Origin of the sequence: Sphingobium estronivorans (assembly GCF_008692605.1) — a bacterium.
Classification (GTDB): Bacteria; Pseudomonadota; Alphaproteobacteria; order Sphingomonadales; family Sphingomonadaceae; genus Sphingobium; species Sphingobium estronivorans.
Genome location: NZ_LFCT01000017.1, coordinates 51,372 through 72,166, shown reverse-complemented (window position 1 = coordinate 72,166; position 20,795 = coordinate 51,372). Strand labels below are relative to the sequence as shown.

20 protein-coding genes are annotated in these 20,795 nt (G+C 63.8%); 10 read left to right on the top strand and 10 right to left on the bottom strand.

Annotated features, from left to right (window positions below; genetic code table 11):
- Nucleotides 1-90: 90 nt before the first annotated feature.
- Nucleotides 91-3,291 (top strand): autotransporter outer membrane beta-barrel domain-containing protein, encoded by a 3,201-nt coding sequence (locus F7P65_RS12910; RefSeq protein ID WP_150292314.1) that lies wholly within the window; start codon nucleotides 91-93, stop codon nucleotides 3,289-3,291.
- 153 nt (nucleotides 3,292-3,444) lie between these two features.
- Here the strand turns inward: F7P65_RS12910 and F7P65_RS12905 are convergent, their stop codons facing one another.
- The 6 genes from F7P65_RS12905 to gatC all read right to left on the bottom strand — a co-directional run bounded on the left by F7P65_RS12905 (nucleotide 3,445) and on the right by gatC (nucleotide 9,380).
- Entirely contained in the window at nucleotides 3,445-4,065 is a 621-nt protein-coding gene (locus F7P65_RS12905) for a hypothetical protein (protein ID WP_240334284.1), read from the bottom strand.
- A 9-nt stretch (nucleotides 4,066-4,074) separates the two neighbouring features.
- Nucleotides 4,075-5,232, bottom strand: coding sequence for a M48 family metallopeptidase (locus F7P65_RS12900; RefSeq protein ID WP_150292312.1), 1,158 nt, complete (start codon nucleotides 5,230-5,232; stop codon nucleotides 4,075-4,077).
- Entirely contained in the window at nucleotides 5,229-5,972 is a 744-nt protein-coding gene (locus F7P65_RS12895; protein ID WP_150292310.1) for a hypothetical protein, read from the bottom strand. The genes F7P65_RS12900 and F7P65_RS12895 overlap by 4 nt, the downstream gene beginning before the upstream one ends.
- 129 nt (nucleotides 5,973-6,101) lie before the next feature.
- Nucleotides 6,102-7,604: an Asp-tRNA(Asn)/Glu-tRNA(Gln) amidotransferase subunit GatB gene (gene gatB / locus F7P65_RS12890; protein WP_150292308.1), complete on the bottom strand. Its 1,503-nt coding sequence runs from the start codon at nucleotides 7,602-7,604 to the stop codon at nucleotides 6,102-6,104.
- Between the two features lies 1 nt (nucleotide 7,605).
- Entirely contained in the window at nucleotides 7,606-9,093 is a 1,488-nt protein-coding gene (gene gatA / locus F7P65_RS12885; RefSeq protein ID WP_150292306.1) for an Asp-tRNA(Asn)/Glu-tRNA(Gln) amidotransferase subunit GatA, read from the bottom strand.
- Nucleotides 9,093-9,380: an Asp-tRNA(Asn)/Glu-tRNA(Gln) amidotransferase subunit GatC gene (gene gatC / locus F7P65_RS12880; protein WP_150292304.1), complete on the bottom strand. Its 288-nt coding sequence runs from the start codon at nucleotides 9,378-9,380 to the stop codon at nucleotides 9,093-9,095. Before gatC ends, gatA begins: the two co-directional genes overlap by 1 nt.
- A 101-nt stretch (nucleotides 9,381-9,481) precedes the next feature.
- On the opposite strand from gatC, the gene F7P65_RS12875 reads away from it, so the two are divergent.
- Both F7P65_RS12875 and ruvX read left to right on the top strand, forming a co-directional pair.
- Nucleotides 9,482-10,600 (top strand): DUF3089 domain-containing protein, encoded by a 1,119-nt coding sequence (locus F7P65_RS12875; protein WP_150292419.1) that lies wholly within the window; start codon nucleotides 9,482-9,484, stop codon nucleotides 10,598-10,600.
- A 2-nt stretch (nucleotides 10,601-10,602) separates the two neighbouring features.
- Complete coding sequence (gene ruvX, locus F7P65_RS12870) at nucleotides 10,603-11,073, top strand: Holliday junction resolvase RuvX (RefSeq protein WP_150292302.1); 471 nt, start codon at nucleotides 10,603-10,605, stop codon at nucleotides 11,071-11,073.
- Between the two features lie 15 nt (nucleotides 11,074-11,088).
- Here ruvX and F7P65_RS12865 read toward each other — a convergent pair whose 3' ends face one another.
- On the bottom strand, nucleotides 11,089-11,490 hold the full coding sequence (locus F7P65_RS12865; RefSeq protein ID WP_150292298.1) for a MerR family transcriptional regulator: 402 nt from the start codon (nucleotides 11,488-11,490) through the stop codon (nucleotides 11,089-11,091).
- Between the two features lie 70 nt (nucleotides 11,491-11,560).
- On the opposite strand from F7P65_RS12865, the gene F7P65_RS12860 reads away from it, so the two are divergent.
- Complete coding sequence (locus F7P65_RS12860; protein ID WP_150292296.1) at nucleotides 11,561-12,322, top strand: MauE/DoxX family redox-associated membrane protein; 762 nt, start codon at nucleotides 11,561-11,563, stop codon at nucleotides 12,320-12,322.
- Between the two features lie 7 nt (nucleotides 12,323-12,329).
- On the opposite strand, the gene F7P65_RS12855 is transcribed toward F7P65_RS12860, so the two are convergent.
- The 3 genes from F7P65_RS12855 to serB all read right to left on the bottom strand — a co-directional run bounded on the left by F7P65_RS12855 (nucleotide 12,330) and on the right by serB (nucleotide 15,186).
- On the bottom strand, nucleotides 12,330-13,718 hold the full coding sequence (locus tag F7P65_RS12855; RefSeq protein ID WP_476749603.1) for a L,D-transpeptidase scaffold domain-containing protein: 1,389 nt from the start codon (nucleotides 13,716-13,718) through the stop codon (nucleotides 12,330-12,332).
- A gap of 164 nt (nucleotides 13,719-13,882) precedes the next feature.
- On the bottom strand, nucleotides 13,883-14,143 hold the full coding sequence (locus F7P65_RS12850; RefSeq protein ID WP_150292292.1) for a hypothetical protein: 261 nt from the start codon (nucleotides 14,141-14,143) through the stop codon (nucleotides 13,883-13,885).
- A 164-nt stretch (nucleotides 14,144-14,307) separates the two neighbouring features.
- The gene (serB, locus tag F7P65_RS12845; protein WP_150292290.1) at nucleotides 14,308-15,186 is read right to left on the bottom strand and encodes a phosphoserine phosphatase SerB; all 879 of its coding nucleotides are present in this window, start codon (nucleotides 15,184-15,186) and stop codon (nucleotides 14,308-14,310) included.
- Between serB and miaA the strand changes: the two genes are divergently transcribed.
- The 6 genes from miaA (at nucleotide 15,185) to F7P65_RS12815 (ending at nucleotide 20,777) form a co-directional block, all read left to right on the top strand.
- The gene (gene miaA / locus F7P65_RS12840) at nucleotides 15,185-16,129 is read left to right on the top strand and encodes a tRNA (adenosine(37)-N6)-dimethylallyltransferase MiaA (protein WP_150292288.1); all 945 of its coding nucleotides are present in this window, start codon (nucleotides 15,185-15,187) and stop codon (nucleotides 16,127-16,129) included. The two genes, serB and miaA, sit on opposite strands and share 2 nt — an antisense overlap.
- Nucleotides 16,130-16,231: 102 nt before the next feature.
- The gene (locus tag F7P65_RS12835) at nucleotides 16,232-17,980 is read left to right on the top strand and encodes an acetolactate synthase 3 large subunit (RefSeq protein WP_150292286.1); all 1,749 of its coding nucleotides are present in this window, start codon (nucleotides 16,232-16,234) and stop codon (nucleotides 17,978-17,980) included.
- A gap of 10 nt (nucleotides 17,981-17,990) precedes the next feature.
- Nucleotides 17,991-18,335 (top strand): hypothetical protein, encoded by a 345-nt coding sequence (locus F7P65_RS12830; protein ID WP_150292284.1) that lies wholly within the window; start codon nucleotides 17,991-17,993, stop codon nucleotides 18,333-18,335.
- On the top strand, nucleotides 18,335-18,850 hold the full coding sequence (gene ilvN / locus F7P65_RS12825; RefSeq protein WP_150292282.1) for an acetolactate synthase small subunit: 516 nt from the start codon (nucleotides 18,335-18,337) through the stop codon (nucleotides 18,848-18,850). Before F7P65_RS12830 ends, ilvN begins: the two co-directional genes overlap by 1 nt.
- 170 nt (nucleotides 18,851-19,020) lie before the next feature.
- Nucleotides 19,021-20,040 (top strand): ketol-acid reductoisomerase, encoded by a 1,020-nt coding sequence (ilvC, locus tag F7P65_RS12820; RefSeq protein WP_150292280.1) that lies wholly within the window; start codon nucleotides 19,021-19,023, stop codon nucleotides 20,038-20,040.
- A gap of 113 nt (nucleotides 20,041-20,153) precedes the next feature.
- Nucleotides 20,154-20,777 (top strand): YceI family protein, encoded by a 624-nt coding sequence (locus F7P65_RS12815; protein WP_150292278.1) that lies wholly within the window; start codon nucleotides 20,154-20,156, stop codon nucleotides 20,775-20,777.
- Nucleotides 20,778-20,795: the final 18 nt, after the last annotated feature.

Here is a 20,795-nt window from a genome sequence, read left to right as displayed (position 1 = left end):
ATTATTTTTATCTGACGGAACGCACAGTTCAGCGCCGTCTCCCGCTCATGCGCGCTCATCAAAAAAGGCGCGGCACGCAGAGGAGACATCATGCGCAATCTATTGGCCTGCACGGCCATCGCCCCCGTTCTGGTCGCCCTGATCATGGGCAATGCGGCGGCGGAAACCACCATCGGTTCTTCCACCACCACGGCCGTCAGGACCTCCACCGCCGCCAGCGGCGGCGCCGATGACGTCACGGTCAGCTCCGCCGGATCGATCACGCTTACCAGCGGCGCCGCAATCACCCAGGACAGCAACAATGTCGTCAGCAATGCCGGCGCGTTGACGATCACGGACTCCAATGGCGCAACCGGCATCCTTGCCCAAGCCGGGACGACCGGCGCCATCACCAACAGCGGCACCATCACCGTCGATGAAAGCTACACCGCGACCGACACCAATAGCGACGGCATCCTCGACGGCGCCTTCGCTCAAGGGGCGAACCGCAACGGCATATGGATCGCATCCGGCGCCGCCCATACAGGCGACCTCGTCAACAGCGGCACCGTCACGATCAAAGGCAACCAGTCGGCGGGCATCCGCATCGACGCGCCGCTGACCGGCAATCTTTCGTCCAGCGGCACCATCAGCCTGCTCGGGGACAATGGCTATGGCATATTGGCTCATGGCGTCACCGGCGATGTGAAGCTGACCGGCACCACATCCGTAACCGGCGCGGGCAGCATCGGCACCGCGCTGCTGGGCGATGTCGGGGGCACGGTCCAGTTTCTGGGCTCGACCACCAGCACCGGTTACCGCACCACCACGCGGCCGACCGACACCAGCACGCTGAGCGCGGCCAATCTGCAGCAGGGCGGATCGGCCGTGATCATTGCCGGCAATGTCGCGGGGGGCATCGTCTTCGACTATGTGCCGGCGACGACCAGCACCGACAGCAGCGGCAACACGACCACGACCGCCGCCGTCACCTCCACGATCCTCAGCTACGGATCGGCGGCCGCTGTGCAGATCGGATCGGCGACCAACAATATCAGCGTCGGCGCCGTCACGTCGGAAACCAGCGGATACGGCCTGATCGTCAAGGGAACCCTCGCCGGCTATGGCATTTATAATGGCGTGGATGCCAACGGGCTGGCCATCGGCGGACTGGGAGGCAATGTATCGCTGACCAAGGGCGTGTCGGTCACGGGAACGGTCGGCGCGGTATCCTATGATAGCAATGCCACCGCCCTGCATCTGGGCAGCGGCGTCACGGCCGACAGCATCCAGATCAGCGGCAGCGTCGGCGCTACGGGATCCAGCGTGGCGGGGACATCCGCCCGCGCGCTGGTGATCGACGCGGGCGCGACGAGCAGCAGCATCGTCAACAGCGGCACGATATCCGCCACCGCAGCGAGCACCATGAACGGGACCGCGATCGCCATTCTCGATTCCTCCGGCACCGTGTCGAGCCTCAGCAACACGGGCACCATTGCGGCGGCCGGCGGCAAGGACGGCGCCAACATCGCCATCGACATGAGCGCCAACAGCAGCGGCGTGACGCTGACGCAGGCCCTGGCTTCCTCCACCGCCTCCGCGCCCAGGATCGCCGGCGACATCCGCCTGGGATCGGGCAATAATATCGTCACCGTCTCCGCGGGCACCATCACCGGCAATGTCAATCTGGGTACGGGCAGCAACAGCCTGACGCTCTCGGGTTCCTCCGCCCTGACCGGCGACGTCATCCTTGGCGGCAACGGCTCCAGCCTCAGCCTGGCGGGCGCCTCGCAAATTGCGGGCGGGGTCGATTTCGGCGGCGGCACGAGCACGCTCACTCTGTCCGATACCGCCGCGCTGATCGGCGCGATCAGCAATACGGCAAACACCGCGGTGGTCGTGAACGGCGGCACGCTCAACGCGACCAACACCGGCACGGTCGCACTGGCCTCGCTGACCATGGGCGGTTCGTCCGTGATCGGCGTCACCGTCGACGCGGCGAACGGCACCAACACGCTCTATGACGTCGCCGGCGCCGCGACCTTCGCCAGCGGATCGCAGGTCAAGGCATCGCTGACCAATGTCGCCGGGTCCGAAGGCGATTATGTCATCGTCCGCGCCGGATCGTTGAGCGGCGCGCCCGTCCTTTCCAGCACCACGCTGATCCCCTATATGTTCACCGGATCGGTGGCGAGCGACGCTTCGACCGGCGAAGTCACCTTGTCCATCAAGGCCAAGACGGTTTCCGAACTGGGCCTCACCGGATCGCGGGCGCGCGCCTATGATGCGATCTTCAACGCGCTCGACAAGGACAGCGCGATGGCAAAAGCCTATCTCGCCATCACCGATGGCGACACGCTGAAGGCCGATCTGCAACAGATGCTGCCCGACCATGCAGGCGGCGCCTTCGAAGCGGTGACGGCGGGATCGCGCGCCACCGCCCGCATCCTGTCAGACCCCGGCGGCATCTATCGCACGCCCGACGGCAATCTGGGCTTCTGGTTGCAGCAGGTCGCCTTTGGCAGTTCCAAGAGCGTGGGGGACACCGCCTCCTACGACATCAACGGCTGGGGCGCGAGCTTTGGCGTCGAATATCTGACCGGCTTGGGCGCCTTTGGCGGATCGTTCGCCTATATTCACGGCAGCGATTCCAGCGGCGACACCGACAATGCCGTGGATTCCGACCAGTTCGAACTGGCGGCGCACTGGCGCGGCGATTGGGGTCCGTTTCAGACCTATGCCCGCCTGTCGGCGGCGCAGATCGACTTCAGCGGCAGCCGCCATTTCGCGAGCGGCGATGTCGTCCGCACGGCCAAGGGCGACTGGACCGGCAAGCTCTATTCGGCGATTGCGGGAGGATCCTATGAGTTGCGCTTCAACCGCTTCACCCTGCGCCCGGCGGCGAGCATCGATTATTATCGGCTGAAGGAAAACGGCTATAGCGAAACCGGCGGCGGCGATGCGTTCAACCTGATCGTGGACGGCCGCACCAGCGATGAACTGACCGCCAGCGGCAATGTGACGGTCGGCTATGATTTCGGCAGCCTCCAGCGCGAGGACGGCTGGATGCGGGTCGAACTGGAAGGTGGCCGACGCCAGATCATCGGCGGCTCACTAGGCGATACGATAGCGCATTTCACCGGCGGGGAGGACTTCACCCTGATCGCGGACAAGCGCACCAGTGGCTGGACCGGACGCGCGCGCCTGATCGGCGGCACGGAAAGCTTCCGCGTGGGCGGCGAATTCGGCGCCGAGCAGCAACAAAATCACGTCGCCCTCTCTTTGCGGGCGACGGTTAACTTCATCCTGTGACGTCCTGTCAGGAAAGAATTGGCGGGCCTTACCCCACAGACCCTCCCTTGGCCCGCCAGTCTGCCATGACATAACCCATCCCCACGGGTTCATGGCATAAGGAAGGGGCGCCGCCTCCCCGGGCAGCGCCCCTTTTCATCGCGACCTTGACGATCAGCGGCGCGCAACCGCGACGGCGCTTTCCAGACGGGCGGTGGTCGCCATTTGCCGGAAAGCGGCGATATCCCGGTCGAAATAGAGAATGGCGGGCGCGTCGAAGCTCATCAGATAGAGCCTGCCGTCCACGATTGCGCCCACGGCCTCGCCGTTGCGCGACACATCCTCCATCTGCTTGCGGAAACTGTAGGAAAAGCGCACGCCCTTGGTGCCGAGAAACGGCATCGGCTCGATCTCGCCCATGGTGAAAAGCGTGGTGCCGAGCGCAATGCGATAGCTGTTCTCCAGCAGCGCGGGAATGTCGGTCAGCAACATGGTCGAGGAAAAATGCGGCAGCGGCTTGGTCTTCTTGCTAACCTCGCGGAACAGCGCGCGCCCGCTTTCAATGCTGTAGAAATTGACGCCGTTGAGATCGTCGCCATCCAGCGTCCAGGTTTCGGAATTGCGGCCGGGGCGTGCCGACAATCGGTTCCATTCCTGCTCCGGCGTGACCGTCAACGTCGACCGGGCGACAGCGACCGGCGTTCCCGCCGACATCAGGGCATTGCCCGCCATCAGCGGCTGCGCCGACAATAGTGCGCTCATCGCACCTGCTATGGAAAAAATTCGTTTCGCCATGGGAATATCCTATTCGCCGATCATTGCATGCAGCATGGAAATATCGGCTGCCTGCGGACGCAGCCGGATGTAGTTTTGCAGCGCCTCCGCGCCTGCCCCCTGCTCACGGTTGCGCATCAGGCACAGGCCGAGGCCGCGCCATGCTTCCGCCAGATCGGGATCGGCGCCGATGGCCGATCTGTAGAAATCGGCAGCAGCCACCAGATCGCGGGGATTGCCGCGCTGGCGATAAAGTTCCGCACGGGCAAAGAGCAGCGGCGCGGTCCAATGCTCCCCCGCCAGGGAAGAGAGCAGATATTCGGTCCCGCCGAAATCGTTGAGCTTGAGCTGATCGGACAGAAATTCTGGCAGCCACCGGCCCAGCGCCGACGCATAGCGTTCCTCTTCCTCCGGCTTTACCGCGACATCGGCGGACAGGGTGGAAAGATAGGACGCCCGCTCCAAATTGGTCGGGTGGGTCGAGAAGAAGGCCACCCGGTCATAGCGCTGGCTGCGCTGCTTGCGGCCCAGGGCGGTGGCATCCGCCTCCTCCATCAGCCGCCGCCAGATATGAGAGGCGGCCTGCGCCGAATAGGGCGACTGCATCGCATATTTCAACGACAGCAGATCGGCCTGCTTTTCCTGCTCGCGGCTGAATTGAAAGATCGATCCGATCGCGCCCTGCTGGATCGCCGGGGCATATTGCCCCAGAAAGGCCGCCCAGACGGCTATATCGGTCGCCGTCCGCCGCTGGCGAAAACCCGCAAGGCTGTGGCGCAGTTCGAAATGCGCAAACTCATGGCCCAGCACGGCCGCCAGTTCCGCCTCGCTCCGCACCCGCAGCAACAGGCCGCTCCACACCTGCATCGTACCGTTGGGCGCCATATTGGCGTTGAAGGATGCGACCCCCACCAGATAGATGCGTACGCCCCGGCACCGGTCGTCACCCACTGCCCGGCACAGGACCCCGCCGACATAGGCCTGCAACACGGGATCGTTGAGGAGGAATTTCGAGTCCCTCAAGGTCCGCTCATCCTCATCGGCCAGCATCCAGAGGCCGCGTTCATCGGTCCCCTGCGGCTGATAGGCTGACGCATAAGGCGGCAGCCCGGCGGGAGCGGCCACCGCCGCCTGAACCGGCAATGCCAGCGCCAGAAGCGGGACGACCCGCAGCAGCAGGCGCTTCACTGGGCTGGGGCAGCAAAATTGGCGGTGCTGCCGGGGAAATCCTCCAGCAACTGGGCGACACGGCGGCGGGCACCGTCCATGGTCCGCACGTCACCGCCCATCTGCAAATCGGCATTCAGCCACAACAGATCGCCGTTGTGCAGGTCGACCAGCCCGGCAAAGCCTTTATGCTGGCCCGACTGGACGCTGACGCCGCCCATGGCCGCGAAGACCTGAAGCATCTTGCGCCCTGTCGAACCGAACTGATCCTCGGTGAAGATGAAAAGGCCGTAGCGCGCGCCGGACCGGGCGGCGAGCGCAGACACATCCGGGCCGAGCGTCCAGTCGAATGCTGCCCCCTTGCGCTTTTTGGTCGGCAGGCGGTTGCCGGGGAAGAACTGAAATTCGATCACCGACTGGGCGACGATGCCGAACAATGACTGATATTCGGCGAGGGTGTCGGCCTGTTGTCCGAAAAGATCGCCCGAACCGACAATCTCATTGCCCAGATTCTGCTGCGCTTCGGCGAGCGCCATGTCCAGATTGTCGCGGGCCTGCTGCGTCCAGTCAGCATTGGGTTCGAACATGCCGGCGGTCGACTGGCTGCCGACCGTCACCTTGGGCCGGAACAGCAATATCCTGGTGGAATTGCTGTCGAGAACGAAGCCTTGCCGGACTGCGGATTTTTCCTGCGCCATCGCCATGGGCGACAAAGTGCCCATCAACAGGCACAAGACGGCAAAGCCGAACGCGAAACGCATGATTCCCCCCTGTACGCAGCCGAGTCCCCCCGACTCATTTTGGCTGCATTCAGGGATTTAACGAGGAAAAAGAGCGCCGTACAGAGGACGCGATGCCTGCCGGGCAGACATCGCGCCAAAATGGACCAATCAGGCCAGCGCCTTCTTGATCAGTTCATTGACGACCTGCGGATTGGCTTTGCCTTGCATCGCCTTCATCGTCTGGCCGACGAAGAAACCGAACAGCGCGTCCTTGCCCGCCTTATACTGCTCGACCTTGTCGCCATTATCCGCCAGGACCTTGGCCACCGCCGCCTCGATGGCGCCGGTGTCGCTGGTCTGCTTCAGGCCCTTTTCCTCGACGATCTTGGGTGCGCGGTCTCCGGTTTCGAGCATGATCTCGAACACCTGCTTCGCGATGGTGCCGCTGATCGTGCCGTCCGCGACGAGGGCCAGCAGTTCCGCGCCCTCTTCAGGGCCGACCGGGCTGTCTTCCAGCGACTTGCCAAGGCGATTGAGCGCGCCGTAAAGCTCCGACAGCAGCCAGTTGGCCGAAGCCTTGGCGACTTCGCCCTCGCTCTTCTTCTGGATGCGTGCGCCTTCGGCCAACAGCGCCTCGAACCAGCGAGCCGTGTCAGCATCAGCGGTCAGCGTCGCGGCGTTATAGGCGCTCAGGCCCAGCGCCTGCTCATAACGCTGGCGCTTGGCGTCGGGTAGTTCCGGGAGCGACTGGCGGCATTCCTCCAGAAATGCGTCGTCCAGTTCCAGCGGCAACAGGTCCGGGTCCGGGAAATAGCGATAGTCATGCGCGTCTTCCTTCGACCGCATGGAGCGCGTTTCGTTCCTGTCGGGGTCGTAGAGGCGGGTTTCCTGCACCACCTTGCCGCCGGCCTCCAGCACGTCGACCTGACGGCTGGCCTCATGCTCGACCACCGCCATGACGAAACGGACCGAGTTCACATTCTTCGTTTCCGTGCGCGTGCCGAACTCCTCACCGGGCCGGCGGACCGACACGTTGACGTCGGCGCGCATCGAACCCTGATCCATATTGCCGTCGCACGAGCCGACATAGCGCAGGATCGTCCGCAGCTTCGACAGATAGGCCCCAGCCTCGGCGGGCGAGCGCATGTCGGGCTTCGACACGATCTCCATCAGCGCCACGCCGGAACGGTTGAGGTCGACATAGGAGCGCGTCGGATGCTGGTCGTGCATCAGCTTGCCCGCATCCTGCTCGACATGGATACGCTCGATGCCGATCGTCTTGGTGCTGCTGTCCGGGTTCTTTTCGTCCAGCGTGATCTCGATCTGCCCCTCGCCCACGATCGGGTGGTAGAGCTGGCTGATCTGATAACCCTGCGGCAGATCGGCGTAGAAATAATTCTTGCGGTCGAAGCGCGACCATTTGTTGATCTGCGCATCGATCGCCATGCCGGTGCGTACGGCCTGACGGATGCATTCGCGGTTCGGCACGGGCAGCATGCCAGGCATGGCCGCGTCGACCAGCGACACCTGCGTGTTCGGCTCCGCGCCGAAAGCCGTGGCCGCGCCGGAAAAGAGCTTCGCCTGGCTCGTCACCTGCGCATGGACTTCCAGGCCGATCACGACCTCCCACTCGCCGGTTGCACCCTGAATGCGATAGGTTGATTCAGTCATATTACCACCACTTGTCCGGTCGAGCGTTAAAGCCCGCGCGTTCTTCAATCGCGAGGCCCGCGTTCAGCACGGTCTGCTCGTCCAGCGCCTTGCCGATGATCTGGAGACCCAGCGGCAGCCCTTGCGAGTCCAGCCCGCCCGGCACCGCCATGGCAGGCAGCCCGGCCAGCGAAGCCGGAACGGTGAAGACGTCGTTCAGATACATGGCGAGCGGATCGGCCTGCTTCTCGCCCAGCGCGAAGGAGGCGCTCGGCGCGGTCGGCGTCAGCAGCAGGTCGCACTTTTCAAAAGCCTGTTCGAAATCGCGCGCGATCAGCGCCCGGACCTTCTGCGCCTGCGTGTAGTAGGCGTCGTAGAAGCCCGCCGACAGCACATAGGTGCCGATCATGATGCGGCGCTTGACCTCCGGTCCGAACCCCAAGGCGCGGGTCGCGGCATACATGTCCTGCAAGCCCGCCCCATCGGGCAGGTCGCGCTGGCCATAACGCACGCCGTCATAGCGGGCGAGGTTCGAGGAAGCCTCGGCCGGCGCGATGATATAATAGGTCGGCAGCGCGTACTTCGTGTGCGGCAGCGACACTTCCACAACCTCGGCACCCGCATCCTTCAGCCATTCGATGCCGCGATCCCACAGCGCCGCGATTTCGGCGTTCAGGCCATCGGGGCGATATTCCTTGGGAATGCCGACCTTCTTGCCCTTGAGATCGCTCGTGAGGTTAGCTTCCCACTGCGGCACGGCCAGATCGAGCGACGTCGAATCCCTGGGATCGAAGCCCGACATGGTTTCCAGCAGGATCGCATTGTCGCGCACCGTCCGCGCCATGGGCCCGGCCTGATCGAGCGACGAGGCGAAAGCCACGATGCCCCAGCGCGAGCAACGGCCATAGGTCGGCTTGATGCCCGAAATGCCGGTGAAGGCGGCGGGCTGGCGGATCGAGCCGCCCGTATCGGTCCCGGTCGCCGCCGGGCAGAGCCGCGCCGCGATGGCCGACGAAGAACCACCCGAGGAACCACCCGGCGCCAGCGCGGCATTGTCACCGCCGCCACGCCGCCACGGCGAGATCACATTGCCATAATAGCTCGTCTCGTTGGACGACCCCATGGCGAACTGGTCGAGGTTGAGCTTGCCCAACATGCCCGCGCCCGCTGCCCAGAGCTTGCCCGAAACGGTGGACTCATAAGTCGGCGTGAAGCCTTCCAGCATGTGGCTGGCGGCGGTCGTCTGCACGCCCTCGGTGCAGAACAGGTCCTTCATGCCGATCGGCACGCCAGCGAGCGCGCCCAGCGCCTCGCCGGCCGCCTTCGCCTTGTCGGCGGCATCGGCGGCTTCCAGTGCCTTTTCCGGCGTCTCGACGATGAAGGCGTTCAGCGCCTTGGCGCCCGCCACATTGGCATTGAACGCCTCAGCCACTTCCCGCGCCGAAAAATCGCCGCCACGGAAGCCGTCGCGGATTTCCGCGACCGTCAGATCAGTAAGATTATTGCTCATTATTCGATCACCTTCGGCACGGCGAAGAAGCCATGCTCAGCCTGCGGCGCATTGGCCAGCACCTTGTCGCGCACATCGCCGTCGGTAACGGCGTCCTCGCGCAGGCGCTGATGATTGGGGATGACGGCGGTCATCGGCTCAATGCCGGTCACGTCCACCTCGCCCAATTGCTCCACCCAGCCCAGGATGTTGTTGAGTTCCGGTACCATCGCTTCGGCTTCGGCGTCGGTCACCGAAATGCGCGAGAGGCTGGCGATCTTTTTCACGGTCTGAAGGTCTATCGACATGGGCCGCCGCTACCATTGGCGCACCCTTGCTTCAAGTCCTTGCGCGCATGGCACGCTTCCGCCAGACAGAGAAACATACCAACCACCATGGAGAGCGCCTGTTGGCCCGCAAGTTCCTCTACGTCGTTGCCGGGCTGATCGTGCTCGTGATCGGGGCATCGCTGGTTTATCGGGTCTGGGGCATGGAACTGATCCGCATGGTGATGGTGCCGCGGGAAGCCCTTGCGCAGATCGCGCCACTCCCCGCCAATGCCTATGACGATCCGAAGATGTGGATCGCCCGTCCCGACATGGTGAAGGACAATCCCGCGCTCTGGACCCCGGAAGGAATGAAGGATGCCCCGTCCGCGGAAAAAGCGGCGGTCTTCTTCATCCACCCGACATCCTACATCACCACGCTGGGCGATGCGCATTGGAACATGCGGCTGGACGATCGGGAACCACTGACCACCGCCCGCCGCTTCGTGAAAAATCAGGCGAGCGCCTTCAACGGGATCGGTGCGATCTGGGCGCCCCGCTATCGCCAGGCCAATTACGGCGCCTTCCTGACCGACAAGCCCGCGGGCGATCAGGCCCTTGCCCTCGCCTATCGCGACGTGAGCCAAGCCTTCGCCGCCTTCCTCAAGGCCAATCCCGAAGGCCCGCTGATCCTCGCCGCCCATAGCCAGGGGTCGCGCCACCTGCTCCAACTGCTGAAAGACCAGGTCGCGGGCAAGCCCGTCGCTGACCGGATCGCCGCCGTCTACGCCGTGGGCTGGCCAGTCTCGGTCGAAGCGGACCTCCCAGCCCTCGGCCTTCCCGCCTGCGCACGGCGCGATCAGTCGCATTGCATCATGAGCTGGCAAAGCTATGCGGAGCCAGCCGATCCCTCTCCCGTGATCGAAAGCTTCGAACGCAAGCCCAGTTTCACCGGCAAGCCGCATAAGGGCACGCACATGCTCTGCACCAATCCGATCACCGGCGTCGTCAATGGAGCCGCGCCGGCCAGCGCCAATCGCGGCACGCTGGACGCCCGCGATGCGGAAAAGCCGGCGCGCCTGCTTCCCGGCATCGTTCCCGCGCGGTGCGATGCCAGCGGCGTTCTGATGATCGGGGAACCAGTCGACATGGGGCCGTTCACCTTGCCGGGCAATAATTATCACGTCTATGACTATGCGCTGTTCTGGGCCGATGTCCGCGAGGACGCAAAGCAGCGGCTCGCCGCCTTTTTGAAGAAGTAAGCATGACCATCCTCACCGCCGAACGCGCGATCTTCCGCGAAGCCCTGCCCCATGGCGGCCGCCTGATCGGGCTGGACGTCGGCACCAAGACCATCGGCCTTGCGCTCTGCGATGCGGGCTGGTCCATCGCCAGCCCGGCGCACACCGTCAGCCGGGGCAAGTTCAGCAAGGACAAGATCGCGCTGGCCGCCTTCATGGAACAGCAGCAAGTGAAGGGCGTCGTGATCGGCCTGCCGCTCAACCTCGACGGCAGCGAAAGCCCGCGCAGCCAGGCCAGCCGTGCCTTTGGCCGCAATATAGCCGATCTGGGTTTGCCGATCCTGCTCTGGGACGAACGCTGGTCGACGCAGGCGGTGACGCGGACGTTGCTGGAGGCTGACGCGAGCCGGGCGCGGCGGGACGAATTGGTGGACAAGCTCGCAGCCAGTTACATCCTGCAAGGCGCCATCGACGGACTGATGGCGGGCTTCTGAGGAACGGGGTGAAGGCTACTCCTCAAACGCTGCGATAATCGGGCAAGGCCCCTCTTCCGAGGCATGGCAGGCGCTCGCCAATCGCCGCAGGCTATCCCGCGCCGTCTGCAATTCCGCGATTTTGAGATCCAGCGCCGCCAATCGCTCCGCCGCCAGTTCCCGCGCCCGTGTCCGATCCTGCCCGGCGTCCAATCGCAGCAATTCCCCGATCTGCTCCAGCGTGAAGCCCGCCGCCTGCGCCGAACGGATGAACCTCAACCGCCGCACATCCTCATCCGCATAGCGCCGCACCCCGCCGGAAATCCCGCCACTCTCCGGCCGATCCGGCCTGTCGAGCAAACCCCGCCGCTGATAGAAGCGCACCGTCTCGATCCCCACGCCGCCTGCGCGCGCCAGACCAGAAATCGTCATTGCCATGCTTGACTCCGTACCATAGTACGGAACCCATATGGGCAGCATCGGATTTTATTCCAAGGGAAACGATGCCATGACGACCTCCGCCGCCGCCACGACCCCGGCCAAACGCGCCACGCTCTACCGCATGGTGATGCCGGGCCATGTCTGCCCCTATGGCCTGAAGGCGCGTTGGCTGCTCAAGCACAAGGGTTATGAGGTTGAGGATCGCTGGCTGACCAGCCGCGCCGAAACCGATGCCTTCAAGGCGGCGCATGACGTCAAGACGACGCCCCAGATCTTCATCGACGGCCAGCGGATCGGCGGCCATGACGATCTACGCCGTTTCCTCGGTCTGAAGGTCGCCGATCCCGCCGCGACCAGCTACAGGCCCGTTCTCGCCGTGTTTGCGGTCGGCGCGCTGCTGGCGCTGGCGACAAGCTGGCTGATCGCCGCGCCGCTGATCGGCGTCGCCACGGTGGAACGCTTCATCGCCATCACCATGATGCTGCTCGCCATGCTGAAATTGCAGGATGTGGAACGCTTTGCGACCATGTTCCTGAACTATGACCTGCTCGCCCGTCGCTATATACCCTATGGGCGTGCCTATCCCTTCCTGGAACTGGGCGCGGGCCTACTGATGTTGACCGGCATGCTCCACTGGCTGTCGATCCCGGTCGCGCTGTTCATCGGCGGAATCGGCGCGGTGTCGGTCTTCAAGGCGGTCTATATCGAGAAGCGCGAACTCAAATGCGCCTGCGTCGGCGGCGGCAGCAATGTGCCGCTGGGCTTTGTGTCGCTCACCGAAAATCTGATGATGGTGTCGATGGCGCTGTGGATGCTCTTCACGATTTGATGGAAGCTCACATGGCATCCCGCCCGTAGACGTCGGGCAGGAATTGTACCCCATCCCCGGAAGGCACCGCCGTCAGATAGGTCAGATACACCGGCACCGGCTGGGGCAGCGGTTCATGCTGCTCCGGCTCGTCGCTGTCGGCCTTGAGCGGTTTCCCGAAGAACCAGCGGCCCAGCCGCTCCGCATCCTCCAGCCGCACGCAGCCATTGCTGAACTGCCGCGCCGGTTTCGCCAGCAGATCGCGCGAAGGCGTATCGTGCAGGTAGATGCCCAGATCATTGGGGAACATGAACTTGACCTTCCCCATGGCATTGTTGCCGCCGGGCAGTTGCCGCACGCGCAGTTCGGTGCGCCCATCGGCCACCGCGCGCCAGTCGATGCTCGTCGGATCGAGCCGCTGCGCACTGGCGCTCCAGTCGGACAGCGCCTCATAATGTTTCTTCGTGAAGCTGCCCCCCGCCAGCATCCTGGGCGCCAGCTTCCGTTCGACGAGGTCAGAGGGCACGTTCCAATAGGGGTTCAGTGTCGCATAGCGGATCATGCCCGCCATCATCGGTGTCTGGCTTTCCCTGGCGCCGACGACGACCTTCATCGTCCCGTCCTGCTCCCCCTTGCTGAAATACCAGAGCCGCGCGGAGGCCGCATCGACCACCACATGACGCACATAAGGCCCCGGCAACAGACGCGCGCGTTCCAGATTGAGCGCGATCGCCCGATCATAATAATCGTCGCCCCGGTTGAGCGCCTCAACCGTCGCCGCGCCCGCGACCCCATCCTCCTTCAACCCATGGTCGCCCTGAAAGGCCTTCACCTTCGCGACCAGCGCCTTGTCATAGGCCGCGCCGCTTTCCAGCCCCAGCCGTCGGCGCAGGGACGCCGCGCCGGACTTCATGCCGGGACGCATCTTCACACCGGTCGGCACGGCGTCTTGCGGCAGCCCGCTCCAGCGCTCCGCAAAACCGGCTCGCACATTGCGCAGATTCACATAGAAGGGACTCATCCAGCCGATAGTGCGCACATAGTCGACAAAGGATGGCGCCACGGCGGCCGCCCGCAAAATATCTCGCGGTTCCTCGTTCTTAGGCTCCACCTCCGGATCGAGATAACGCACCTTCACCCTTCGCGAAGGCTTGCGCATGTCGCTGACCAACGCCGCAAAGGCCCTGGAAAAGGCAAGGTCGGCCCGCGCCAACAGCTTGGGATCGCCGCTTGCGTCGGCCTCCTCCATCAAGCTTCTCAACTGGCGGGGATCATAATCCCTGGGCCTCAATCCATCGGCATCCGCGCTTTCGATCAGGCCGATCAATGCATCGCCTTGCGGCCCGACCTTGCCCTTCTCGATCCAGAGCGGCCAATAACCGCGCGGGCCGTAGAAATCCCTGAGTTTGCCGCTCACTGATGACCGGATTTCCCCTGCCACGCTGGTGCGCGCGGCGTCTGAAGCGGCGGCGGATTGTGCGAATACGGGTCCGGGCCATGTCGTCAGCAACAGCGCCGGAAGCAGGATCGTACAAAAAATGGGGGCGCGGCGATGATGCCGCGCCCGAAGGGTAGACTGTGTCAGCCGCGTTCTCCACGACGCGAGGCCGGCGGAGGCGGCGGCGGGGGCGGACAGGGCGGCCCCTGGATTTCATGATACATGCCGTCGGGCGAATAATAGCCATCGACAATGCCATCGCCATTGCGGTCGGCGGCGACCGTGCCGGCAATCGCGCCCGGGCCGACCGGCGGCGCTGGCGCGACAGGTTCATCCCTCGTCGACGCGCAAGCGCTCAGAGCGAGCGCCGTGCCGCCGAGAAGTGCCAATAACCTGATCTTCATACCCTCTCCCTTGGCGCTTCGAGGACCGCGCGCCGGCTAGATTGGACGCTGCCGATTGCAGCGGAATCGTAACGACCGAAGGGCGGATTGGATTCCATGACGCACGCGCAATGACGACGAAACGTGCTCAACTAGCGCCTAGCCGCTCCTAATTTGGGTTAACCTCAGGCTTCAACCCATTCTGCGGAGGGAATCCCCTGCGCATAAAGCAATACGGAAAGATCGCCATGCACGATCTCCGCAGCGGCCGCCTCCCGCGTCTTGGGTTTGGCGTGATAGGCAACGCCCAGCCCCGCGCCCTGGATCATCGGAATATCGTTCGCGCCGTCACCTACGGCCAGAGTCAGCGCCCGGTCGATGCCATCCTCGATAGCCGCTTCCAGTTCCGCCCGCTTGCGCGCGGCATCCACGATCGGCACCGTCACCGTACCCAGCAAGGCGCCGTCCGCAATCTCCAGCACGTTGGCAACCGCGGCATCGAACCCGATCTCCTCCGCCACCGGCCCGGTGAAGCGCGTGAAACCGCCCGACACCAGCAACGTCTTCGCGCCCCGCGCCTTCATCGTACGCACGAGCGCCCTGGCGCCGCCCATGATGACGACCCGTTCTTCCCGGCACTGGTCGATGGCGGCATCCGCCAGCCCCTTGAGCAGCGCCACACGCTCATGCAGCGCTCCCGCGAAATCCAGCTCGCCGCGCATCGCCCGTTCAGTGATCTCTGCGATCTGCGGCTTGATTCCGGCATAATCCGCCAGTTCGTCGATGCATTCGACGGTAATCATGGTGGAGTCCATGTCGGCGATCAGCAGCTTCTTCTCGCGCCCTTCAGCGCGTTGCACGATCACATCGACCCTGTCACCGATCCCGGTCAGTGCCGCCCGCGCCGCCGTGGGGTCGGCCCCGAAGAAAATGTCAGCCGCCTTGCCCTCGTCCAGCCACGCGCTATCCACCGGCGCGCAGCCTGCGGTCGCCAGCCGTCCGGCGGCCTCCGCAATATCCTCCTGACTCAAGGCAGCACTTGCCACTAAGGTCGCGACGAACATGGACACTCCTGAAACAGATAAGGGCGAATCCCGCCCGCGCGTCGCGCTTATTGCCGGGCCTACCGCCAGCGGCAAGAGCGCGCTTGCCATTGCCCTCGCCCGTGCGATGAACGGCATCGTCATCAACGCCGACGCAAGTCAGGTCTATGCCGACCTCCAGATTCTCTCCGCCCGCCCGAGCGAAGAGGAGATGATTGGCGTTCCACACCGTCTTTTCGGCCATATAGACGGCGCGGAAGCCTGCACCGCCGCCCGCTGGGCCGACGAAGCCCGCGCGGAGGTGGACCGGGCGCATGAGGAGGGCCGCCTTCCCATATTAGTCGGCGGCACGGGGCTTTATCTGCGCACCTTGCTCGACGGCATCGCGCCGGTACCGGACATTGATCCCGCCGTTCGCGCCGCCATCCGCGCCATGCCGGTGGCGGACGCCCATGCCGCCCTCTCGCATGAAGACCCCGAGGCCGCCGCACGCCTCGCTCCTGCCGACACCACGCGCGTAGCCCGCGCGCTGGAGGTTGTCCGTTCGACCGGCAAGCCCCTGCGCGAATGGCAAAAACAGAAGAGCGGCGGCTTGGGCCACCGCATCTCCCTCTCTCCGCTCATCCTCCTTCCTCCGCGCGACTGGCTGATCGCGCGCTGCGACCTTCGTTTCGAACAGATGATCGAGAACGGCGCCGTGGCGGAAGTCGAGACCCTGCTGGCCCGGACCCTCTCGCCCGACCTGCCCGTCATGCGCGCCATCGGCGTGCCGGAAATGGCCGCCTGGCTGGCTGGAGAGATTGACCGCGACACCATGGTCGAACGCGGCCGCATCGCCACCCGCCAATATGCCAAGCGCCAATATACCTGGTTCTCGCGCCAGCCCCCGGCGGATTGGCATCGCGAAACGCGACAGATTGATGATGAAATTATCAATAAATTGGTAATTAAATTACAACAATAGTTCTTGACTTGCCATTTTATGTCCAATAGACGCAGCCGCCTTGCCAACGCGCCATCTCTGGCGCAAATGGCCTTGCCTTGCATCCAGCGGAAGGATTTTATCGTGGCCGAAAAGAGCGGCGCGGACATATTGGTTGAGTGCCTGATCGACCTGGGGGTCGAAGTCGTGTTCGGTTATCCGGGCGGCGCGGTGCTGCCCATTTATGACGCACTCTTCAATCATCCGAAGATCCGCCACGTCCTCGTCCGTCATGAACAGGGCGCGACCCACATGGCGGAAGGCTATGCCCGTTCGACCGGCAAGCCCGGCGTCGTCCTCGTCACCTCCGGCCCCGGCGCGACCAATGCCGTCACCGGCATCACCGATGCGCTGATGGATTCCATCCCGATGGTCGTCATCACCGGGCAGGTTCCGACGCAACTGATCGGCACGGACGCTTTCCAGGAAGCGGACACGATCGGCATCACGCGCCACTGTTCGAAGCATAATTATCTGGTGAAGTCGCCCGCCAAACTGGCCGGCGTCGTCCATGAAGCCTTTCATATCGCCACCACGGGCCGCCCAGGTCCGGTCGTCGTCGACATTCCCAAAAATGTCCAGATTGCGACCGCGCCTTATGAAAAGCCCGAGACGTTCGAACATGCCAGCTACCGCCCACAGATCAAGGCGGATGCCGGCGCCATCGCCAGCGCGGTCGAGATGCTGGCCGCGGCCGAACGCCCGATCTTCTACACCGGCGGCGGCGTCATCAACTCGGGGCCCGAGGCATCCGAACTCCTGCGGGAGATCGCCGCGCTGACCGGCGCGCCCGTCACCTCGACACTGATGGGCCTCGGCGCTTTCCCGGCTTCGTCGGACCAGTGGATCGGCATGCTGGGCATGCACGGCACCTATGAAGCCAATTGGGCGATGAACAAGGCGGACCTGATCGTCTGCGTCGGCGCCCGCTTCGACGACCGCGTGACCGGGCGGTTGGACGCCTTTGCGCCCTTTGCGCAGAAAATCCACATCGACATAGACCGCAGCTCGATCAACAAGACCGTCGAGGTCGACCTGCCCATTGTCGCGGACGTTGCCAGCGCGCTCAGCGACATGATCGCGCTGTGGAAGGATCGCGGTCACAAGGCGGCGGACCTTACCGAATGGTGGGCGCGGATCGACGGCTGGCGCGCGCGCAACAGCCTCGCCTATCCCGAAAGCGGAGAGGAGATCATGCCGCAGGAGGCCATCGCGCAGCTTTACAGGGCGTCGCGTTCGGCCAAGGACGTCATCATCACCACCGAAGTCGGCCAGCATCAGATGTGGGCGGCGCAACATTTCGGCTTCGACGAACCCAATAAATGGCTGACCTCGGGCGGCCTCGGCACCATGGGCTATGGCTTCCCCGCCGCCATCGGCGCGCAGGTTGGCAATCCCGACAGCCTGGTCGTCTGCGTCGCGGGCGATGCCTCGATCCAGATGAACATTCAGGAAATGGGCACCGCCAGCCAATATCGCCTGCCGGTCAAGATCTTCATCCTGAACAATGAATATATGGGCATGGTCCGCCAGTGGCAGGAACTGACCTATGAAAGCCGTTATTCCAACAGCTATTCGGACAGCCTGCCCGATTTCGTGAAGCTGGCGGAGGCTTATGGCTGGACCGGCATCCGCATCGAAGGGCCGCAGGAACTGGAGGCGGGCATTGCCCAGATGATCGACACGCCCGGACCGGTGCTCGTGGACTGCCGCGTGGCGAAGCTGTCCAACTGCTTCCCGATGATCCCGTCGGGCGCAGCGCATACCGACATGCTGCTCGACCCCAGCCAGGTCGAAGGGATCATGTCGGACGAGGCGAAGGCTTTGGTGTGAGGATTTCGGTGTGACCGCTCATCTGAAGCTCCGCATCCATGTGAACGAACCCTTCGATTTCGAACGGATCGCAGGCACGTCCGACCTGACGGGTTGGACGGTGGACCATGAAGATCCGGAGAATGAGGATTGGGAAGTCCATCTGGATGCCGGCTTCGATTATCACGAGCGCCATATCGGCCGCCTGCTGGTCAGCCCCCGCTATGTGGGCGAGCATCTGGCGCGGATGTTCGACGCCATAGCAGGCTTCCCGGTACGGCTCGCACACAGGGACGACGGCGGCTGGCACTACGCCTTCACGGGCATGATTTCAGAGCGCCATGAGCGCGAAGAACCGGATAACGGAACGATCTGATGCACATTCAGGAAGAATATAGCGAGCGACACGTCCTGTCGCTGACGGTTTCGAACGAAGCGGGCATATTGGCGCGCATCGCGGGCCTGTTCACCGCGCGCGGCTATAATATCGACAGCCTGACCGTGGCGGACATTACCCCCGATCATGCGATCAGCCGCATCACCATCGTCACCAGCGGTCCGCCCAAGGTGATCGACCAGATCATCGCGCAGCTCGACCGGCTGGTGCCGGTGCACAAGGTCACCGACCTTACCGACAATGGCCCCTTCGTCGAGCGCGAACTGGCGCTGGTCAAGGTTGCGGGCGTGGGCGAGGACCGGATCGAAGCGCTGCGCCTGGCCGACGTGTTCCGCGCCAAGGTGGTCGACACCACGATCGAAAGCTTCATCTTCGAGATCACCGGCACCACGGATAAGATCGACAATTTCATCGGCCTGATGCGCCAGATCGGCCTGGTCGAAGTCGGCCGCACCGGCGTCGTCGGCCTGATCCGCGGCAAGGAGCCGAACTGAAGAAATAACCCCTCCCCCTTGTGGGCGAGGGATGTCGAAAAGAGTCACTTGCCTCTTTTCGATACCGCAAATCGGCGGGAGGGCGAGGGCCACAAGCCTCCCGCACAAGGACATCCCTCGCTAATCAAGGCTCCGCAAGGTGCCAACTGGACTGAAAGAAGGAACGTCAAATGAAGGTTTATTACGACCGCGACGCGGACATCGGCCTGATCAAGGGCAAGAAGGTCGCCATCCTCGGCTATGGCTCGCAGGGCCACGCTCATGCGCAGAACCTGCGCGACTCCGGCGTCGCCGAAGTCGCCATCGCCCTGCGCGCCGGTTCCGCCAGCGCCAAGAAGGCGGAAGGCGCTGGCTTCAAGGTGCTGTCGAACGCCGACGCGGCGGCCTGGGCTGACGTGTTCATGATTCTCGCGCCCGATGAGCATCAGGCCGAAATCTACGCCAATGACATTCATGCGAATCTGAAGCCCGGCGCCGCGCTGGCTTTCGCGCACGGCCTCAACGTCCATTTCGGCCTGATCGAGCCGCGCAAGGATGTCGACGTCATCATGATCGCGCCCAAGGGTCCCGGCCACACCGTCCGCGGCGAATATGTGAAGGGCGGCGGCGTGCCCTGCCTGATCGCCATCCACCAGGATGCGACCGGCAACGCCCATGACATCGCCCTGTCCTACGCCAGCGGCGTCGGCGGCGGTCGCAGCGGCATCATCGAAACCAATTTCCGCGAAGAGTGCGAAACCGACCTGTTCGGTGAGCAGGCCGTGCTGTGCGGCGGCGCCACCGCGCTGGTGCAGGCTGGCTTCGAAACACTGGTCGAGGCTGGCTACGCCCCGGAAATGGCCTATTTCGAATGCCTCCACGAGCTGAAGCTGATCGTCGACCTGATGTATGAAGGCGGTATCGCCAACATGCGCTACTCGATCTCGAACACCGCCGAATATGGCGACATCAAGACCGGTCCGCGCATCATCACCGAAGAAACGAAGAAGGAAATGAAGCGCGTCCTCGCCGACATCCAGTCGGGCCGCTTCGTCAAGGACTTCGTGCTCGACAACCGCGCCGGCCAGCCGGAACTCAAGGCCAGCCGCATTGCCGCCAAGCGCCACCAGATCGAGCAGACCGGCGAACAGCTGCGCGCCATGATGCCCTGGATCGGCGCGAACAAGCTGGTCGACAAGGACAAGAACTAAGCCTCGCCAAATGCGTAACCGGTAACCCTTCGTTTCCGGTTACGCCTCTGGAACAATCAAGGGACGTTGCTATTCTGGCAGCGTCCCTTGATCGCTTTTGGAGAGCATCGCTTATGCGCAAGTTCCTGATCCCCGCCGCCGCCCTTATCGCCATTGCCGGCGGCAGCGTCGTCGTCGCCCAGCAAATGCCGCCCGCGCCCGGCGCGAAGGACCCCGCTCGCGTCACCGCCGGCACCTACACGATCGATCCCGGCCACACCCAGATCCTGTTCGCCTATGACCATATGGGCTTTTCCAACAATATGGGCGTCATCGCCGAATCGTCCGGCACGCTGACGCTCGATCCCAAAAATCCCTCCGCCGCCAAGGTTTCGGTCGACGTTCCGGTCGCCAACCTGCGGACCGGCGTCGCCAAGCTCGACGAGCATCTGATGAAGCCGGATTTTTTCGATTCCGCCAAATTCCCCAAGGCGACCTTCGTGTCGACCGGCGTGAAGGTGCAGGGTTCGGAAGCGGAAATCACCGGCAACCTGACCATCAAGGGCGTGACCAAGCCGGTGACGCTGGACGCTGAATTCTACGGCGCGGGCAAGGCGCCGGCCATGATGGGCGGCAAGGAAAATATCGGCTTCGTCGCCACCACCGCCGTCAAGCGCAGCGATTTCAACATGGGCTATGGCGTGCCGATGATCGGCGACAATGTGGAACTGAAGATCGTCGCAGCCTTCCAGAAATAAGCGAAACCCCGCATCGGT

Coding starts and splice junctions, on each gene's coding strand:
- F7P65_RS12910 (WP_150292314.1), top strand. CDS start 91: ATGCGCAATCTATTGGCCTGCACGGCCATCGCCCCCGTTCTGGTCGCC.
- F7P65_RS12905 (WP_240334284.1), bottom strand. CDS start 4,065: ATGGCGAAACGAATTTTTTCCATAGCAGGTGCGATGAGCGCACTATTG.
- F7P65_RS12895 (WP_150292310.1), bottom strand. CDS start 5,972: ATGCGTTTCGCGTTCGGCTTTGCCGTCTTGTGCCTGTTGATGGGCACT.
- gatB (WP_150292308.1), bottom strand. CDS start 7,604: ATGACTGAATCAACCTATCGCATTCAGGGTGCAACCGGCGAGTGGGAG.
- gatA (WP_150292306.1), bottom strand. CDS start 9,093: ATGAGCAATAATCTTACTGATCTGACGGTCGCGGAAATCCGCGACGGC.
- gatC (WP_150292304.1), bottom strand. CDS start 9,380: ATGTCGATAGACCTTCAGACCGTGAAAAAGATCGCCAGCCTCTCGCGC.
- ruvX (WP_150292302.1), top strand. CDS start 10,603: ATGACCATCCTCACCGCCGAACGCGCGATCTTCCGCGAAGCCCTGCCC.
- F7P65_RS12865 (WP_150292298.1), bottom strand. CDS start 11,490: ATGGCAATGACGATTTCTGGTCTGGCGCGCGCAGGCGGCGTGGGGATC.
- F7P65_RS12860 (WP_150292296.1), top strand. CDS start 11,561: ATGACGACCTCCGCCGCCGCCACGACCCCGGCCAAACGCGCCACGCTC.
- F7P65_RS12850 (WP_150292292.1), bottom strand. CDS start 14,143: ATGAAGATCAGGTTATTGGCACTTCTCGGCGGCACGGCGCTCGCTCTG.
- miaA (WP_150292288.1), top strand. CDS start 15,185: ATGGACACTCCTGAAACAGATAAGGGCGAATCCCGCCCGCGCGTCGCG.
- serB (WP_150292290.1), bottom strand. CDS start 15,186: ATGTTCGTCGCGACCTTAGTGGCAAGTGCTGCCTTGAGTCAGGAGGAT.
- ilvN (WP_150292282.1), top strand. CDS start 18,335: ATGCACATTCAGGAAGAATATAGCGAGCGACACGTCCTGTCGCTGACG.
- ilvC (WP_150292280.1), top strand. CDS start 19,021: ATGAAGGTTTATTACGACCGCGACGCGGACATCGGCCTGATCAAGGGC.
- F7P65_RS12815 (WP_150292278.1), top strand. CDS start 20,154: ATGCGCAAGTTCCTGATCCCCGCCGCCGCCCTTATCGCCATTGCCGGC.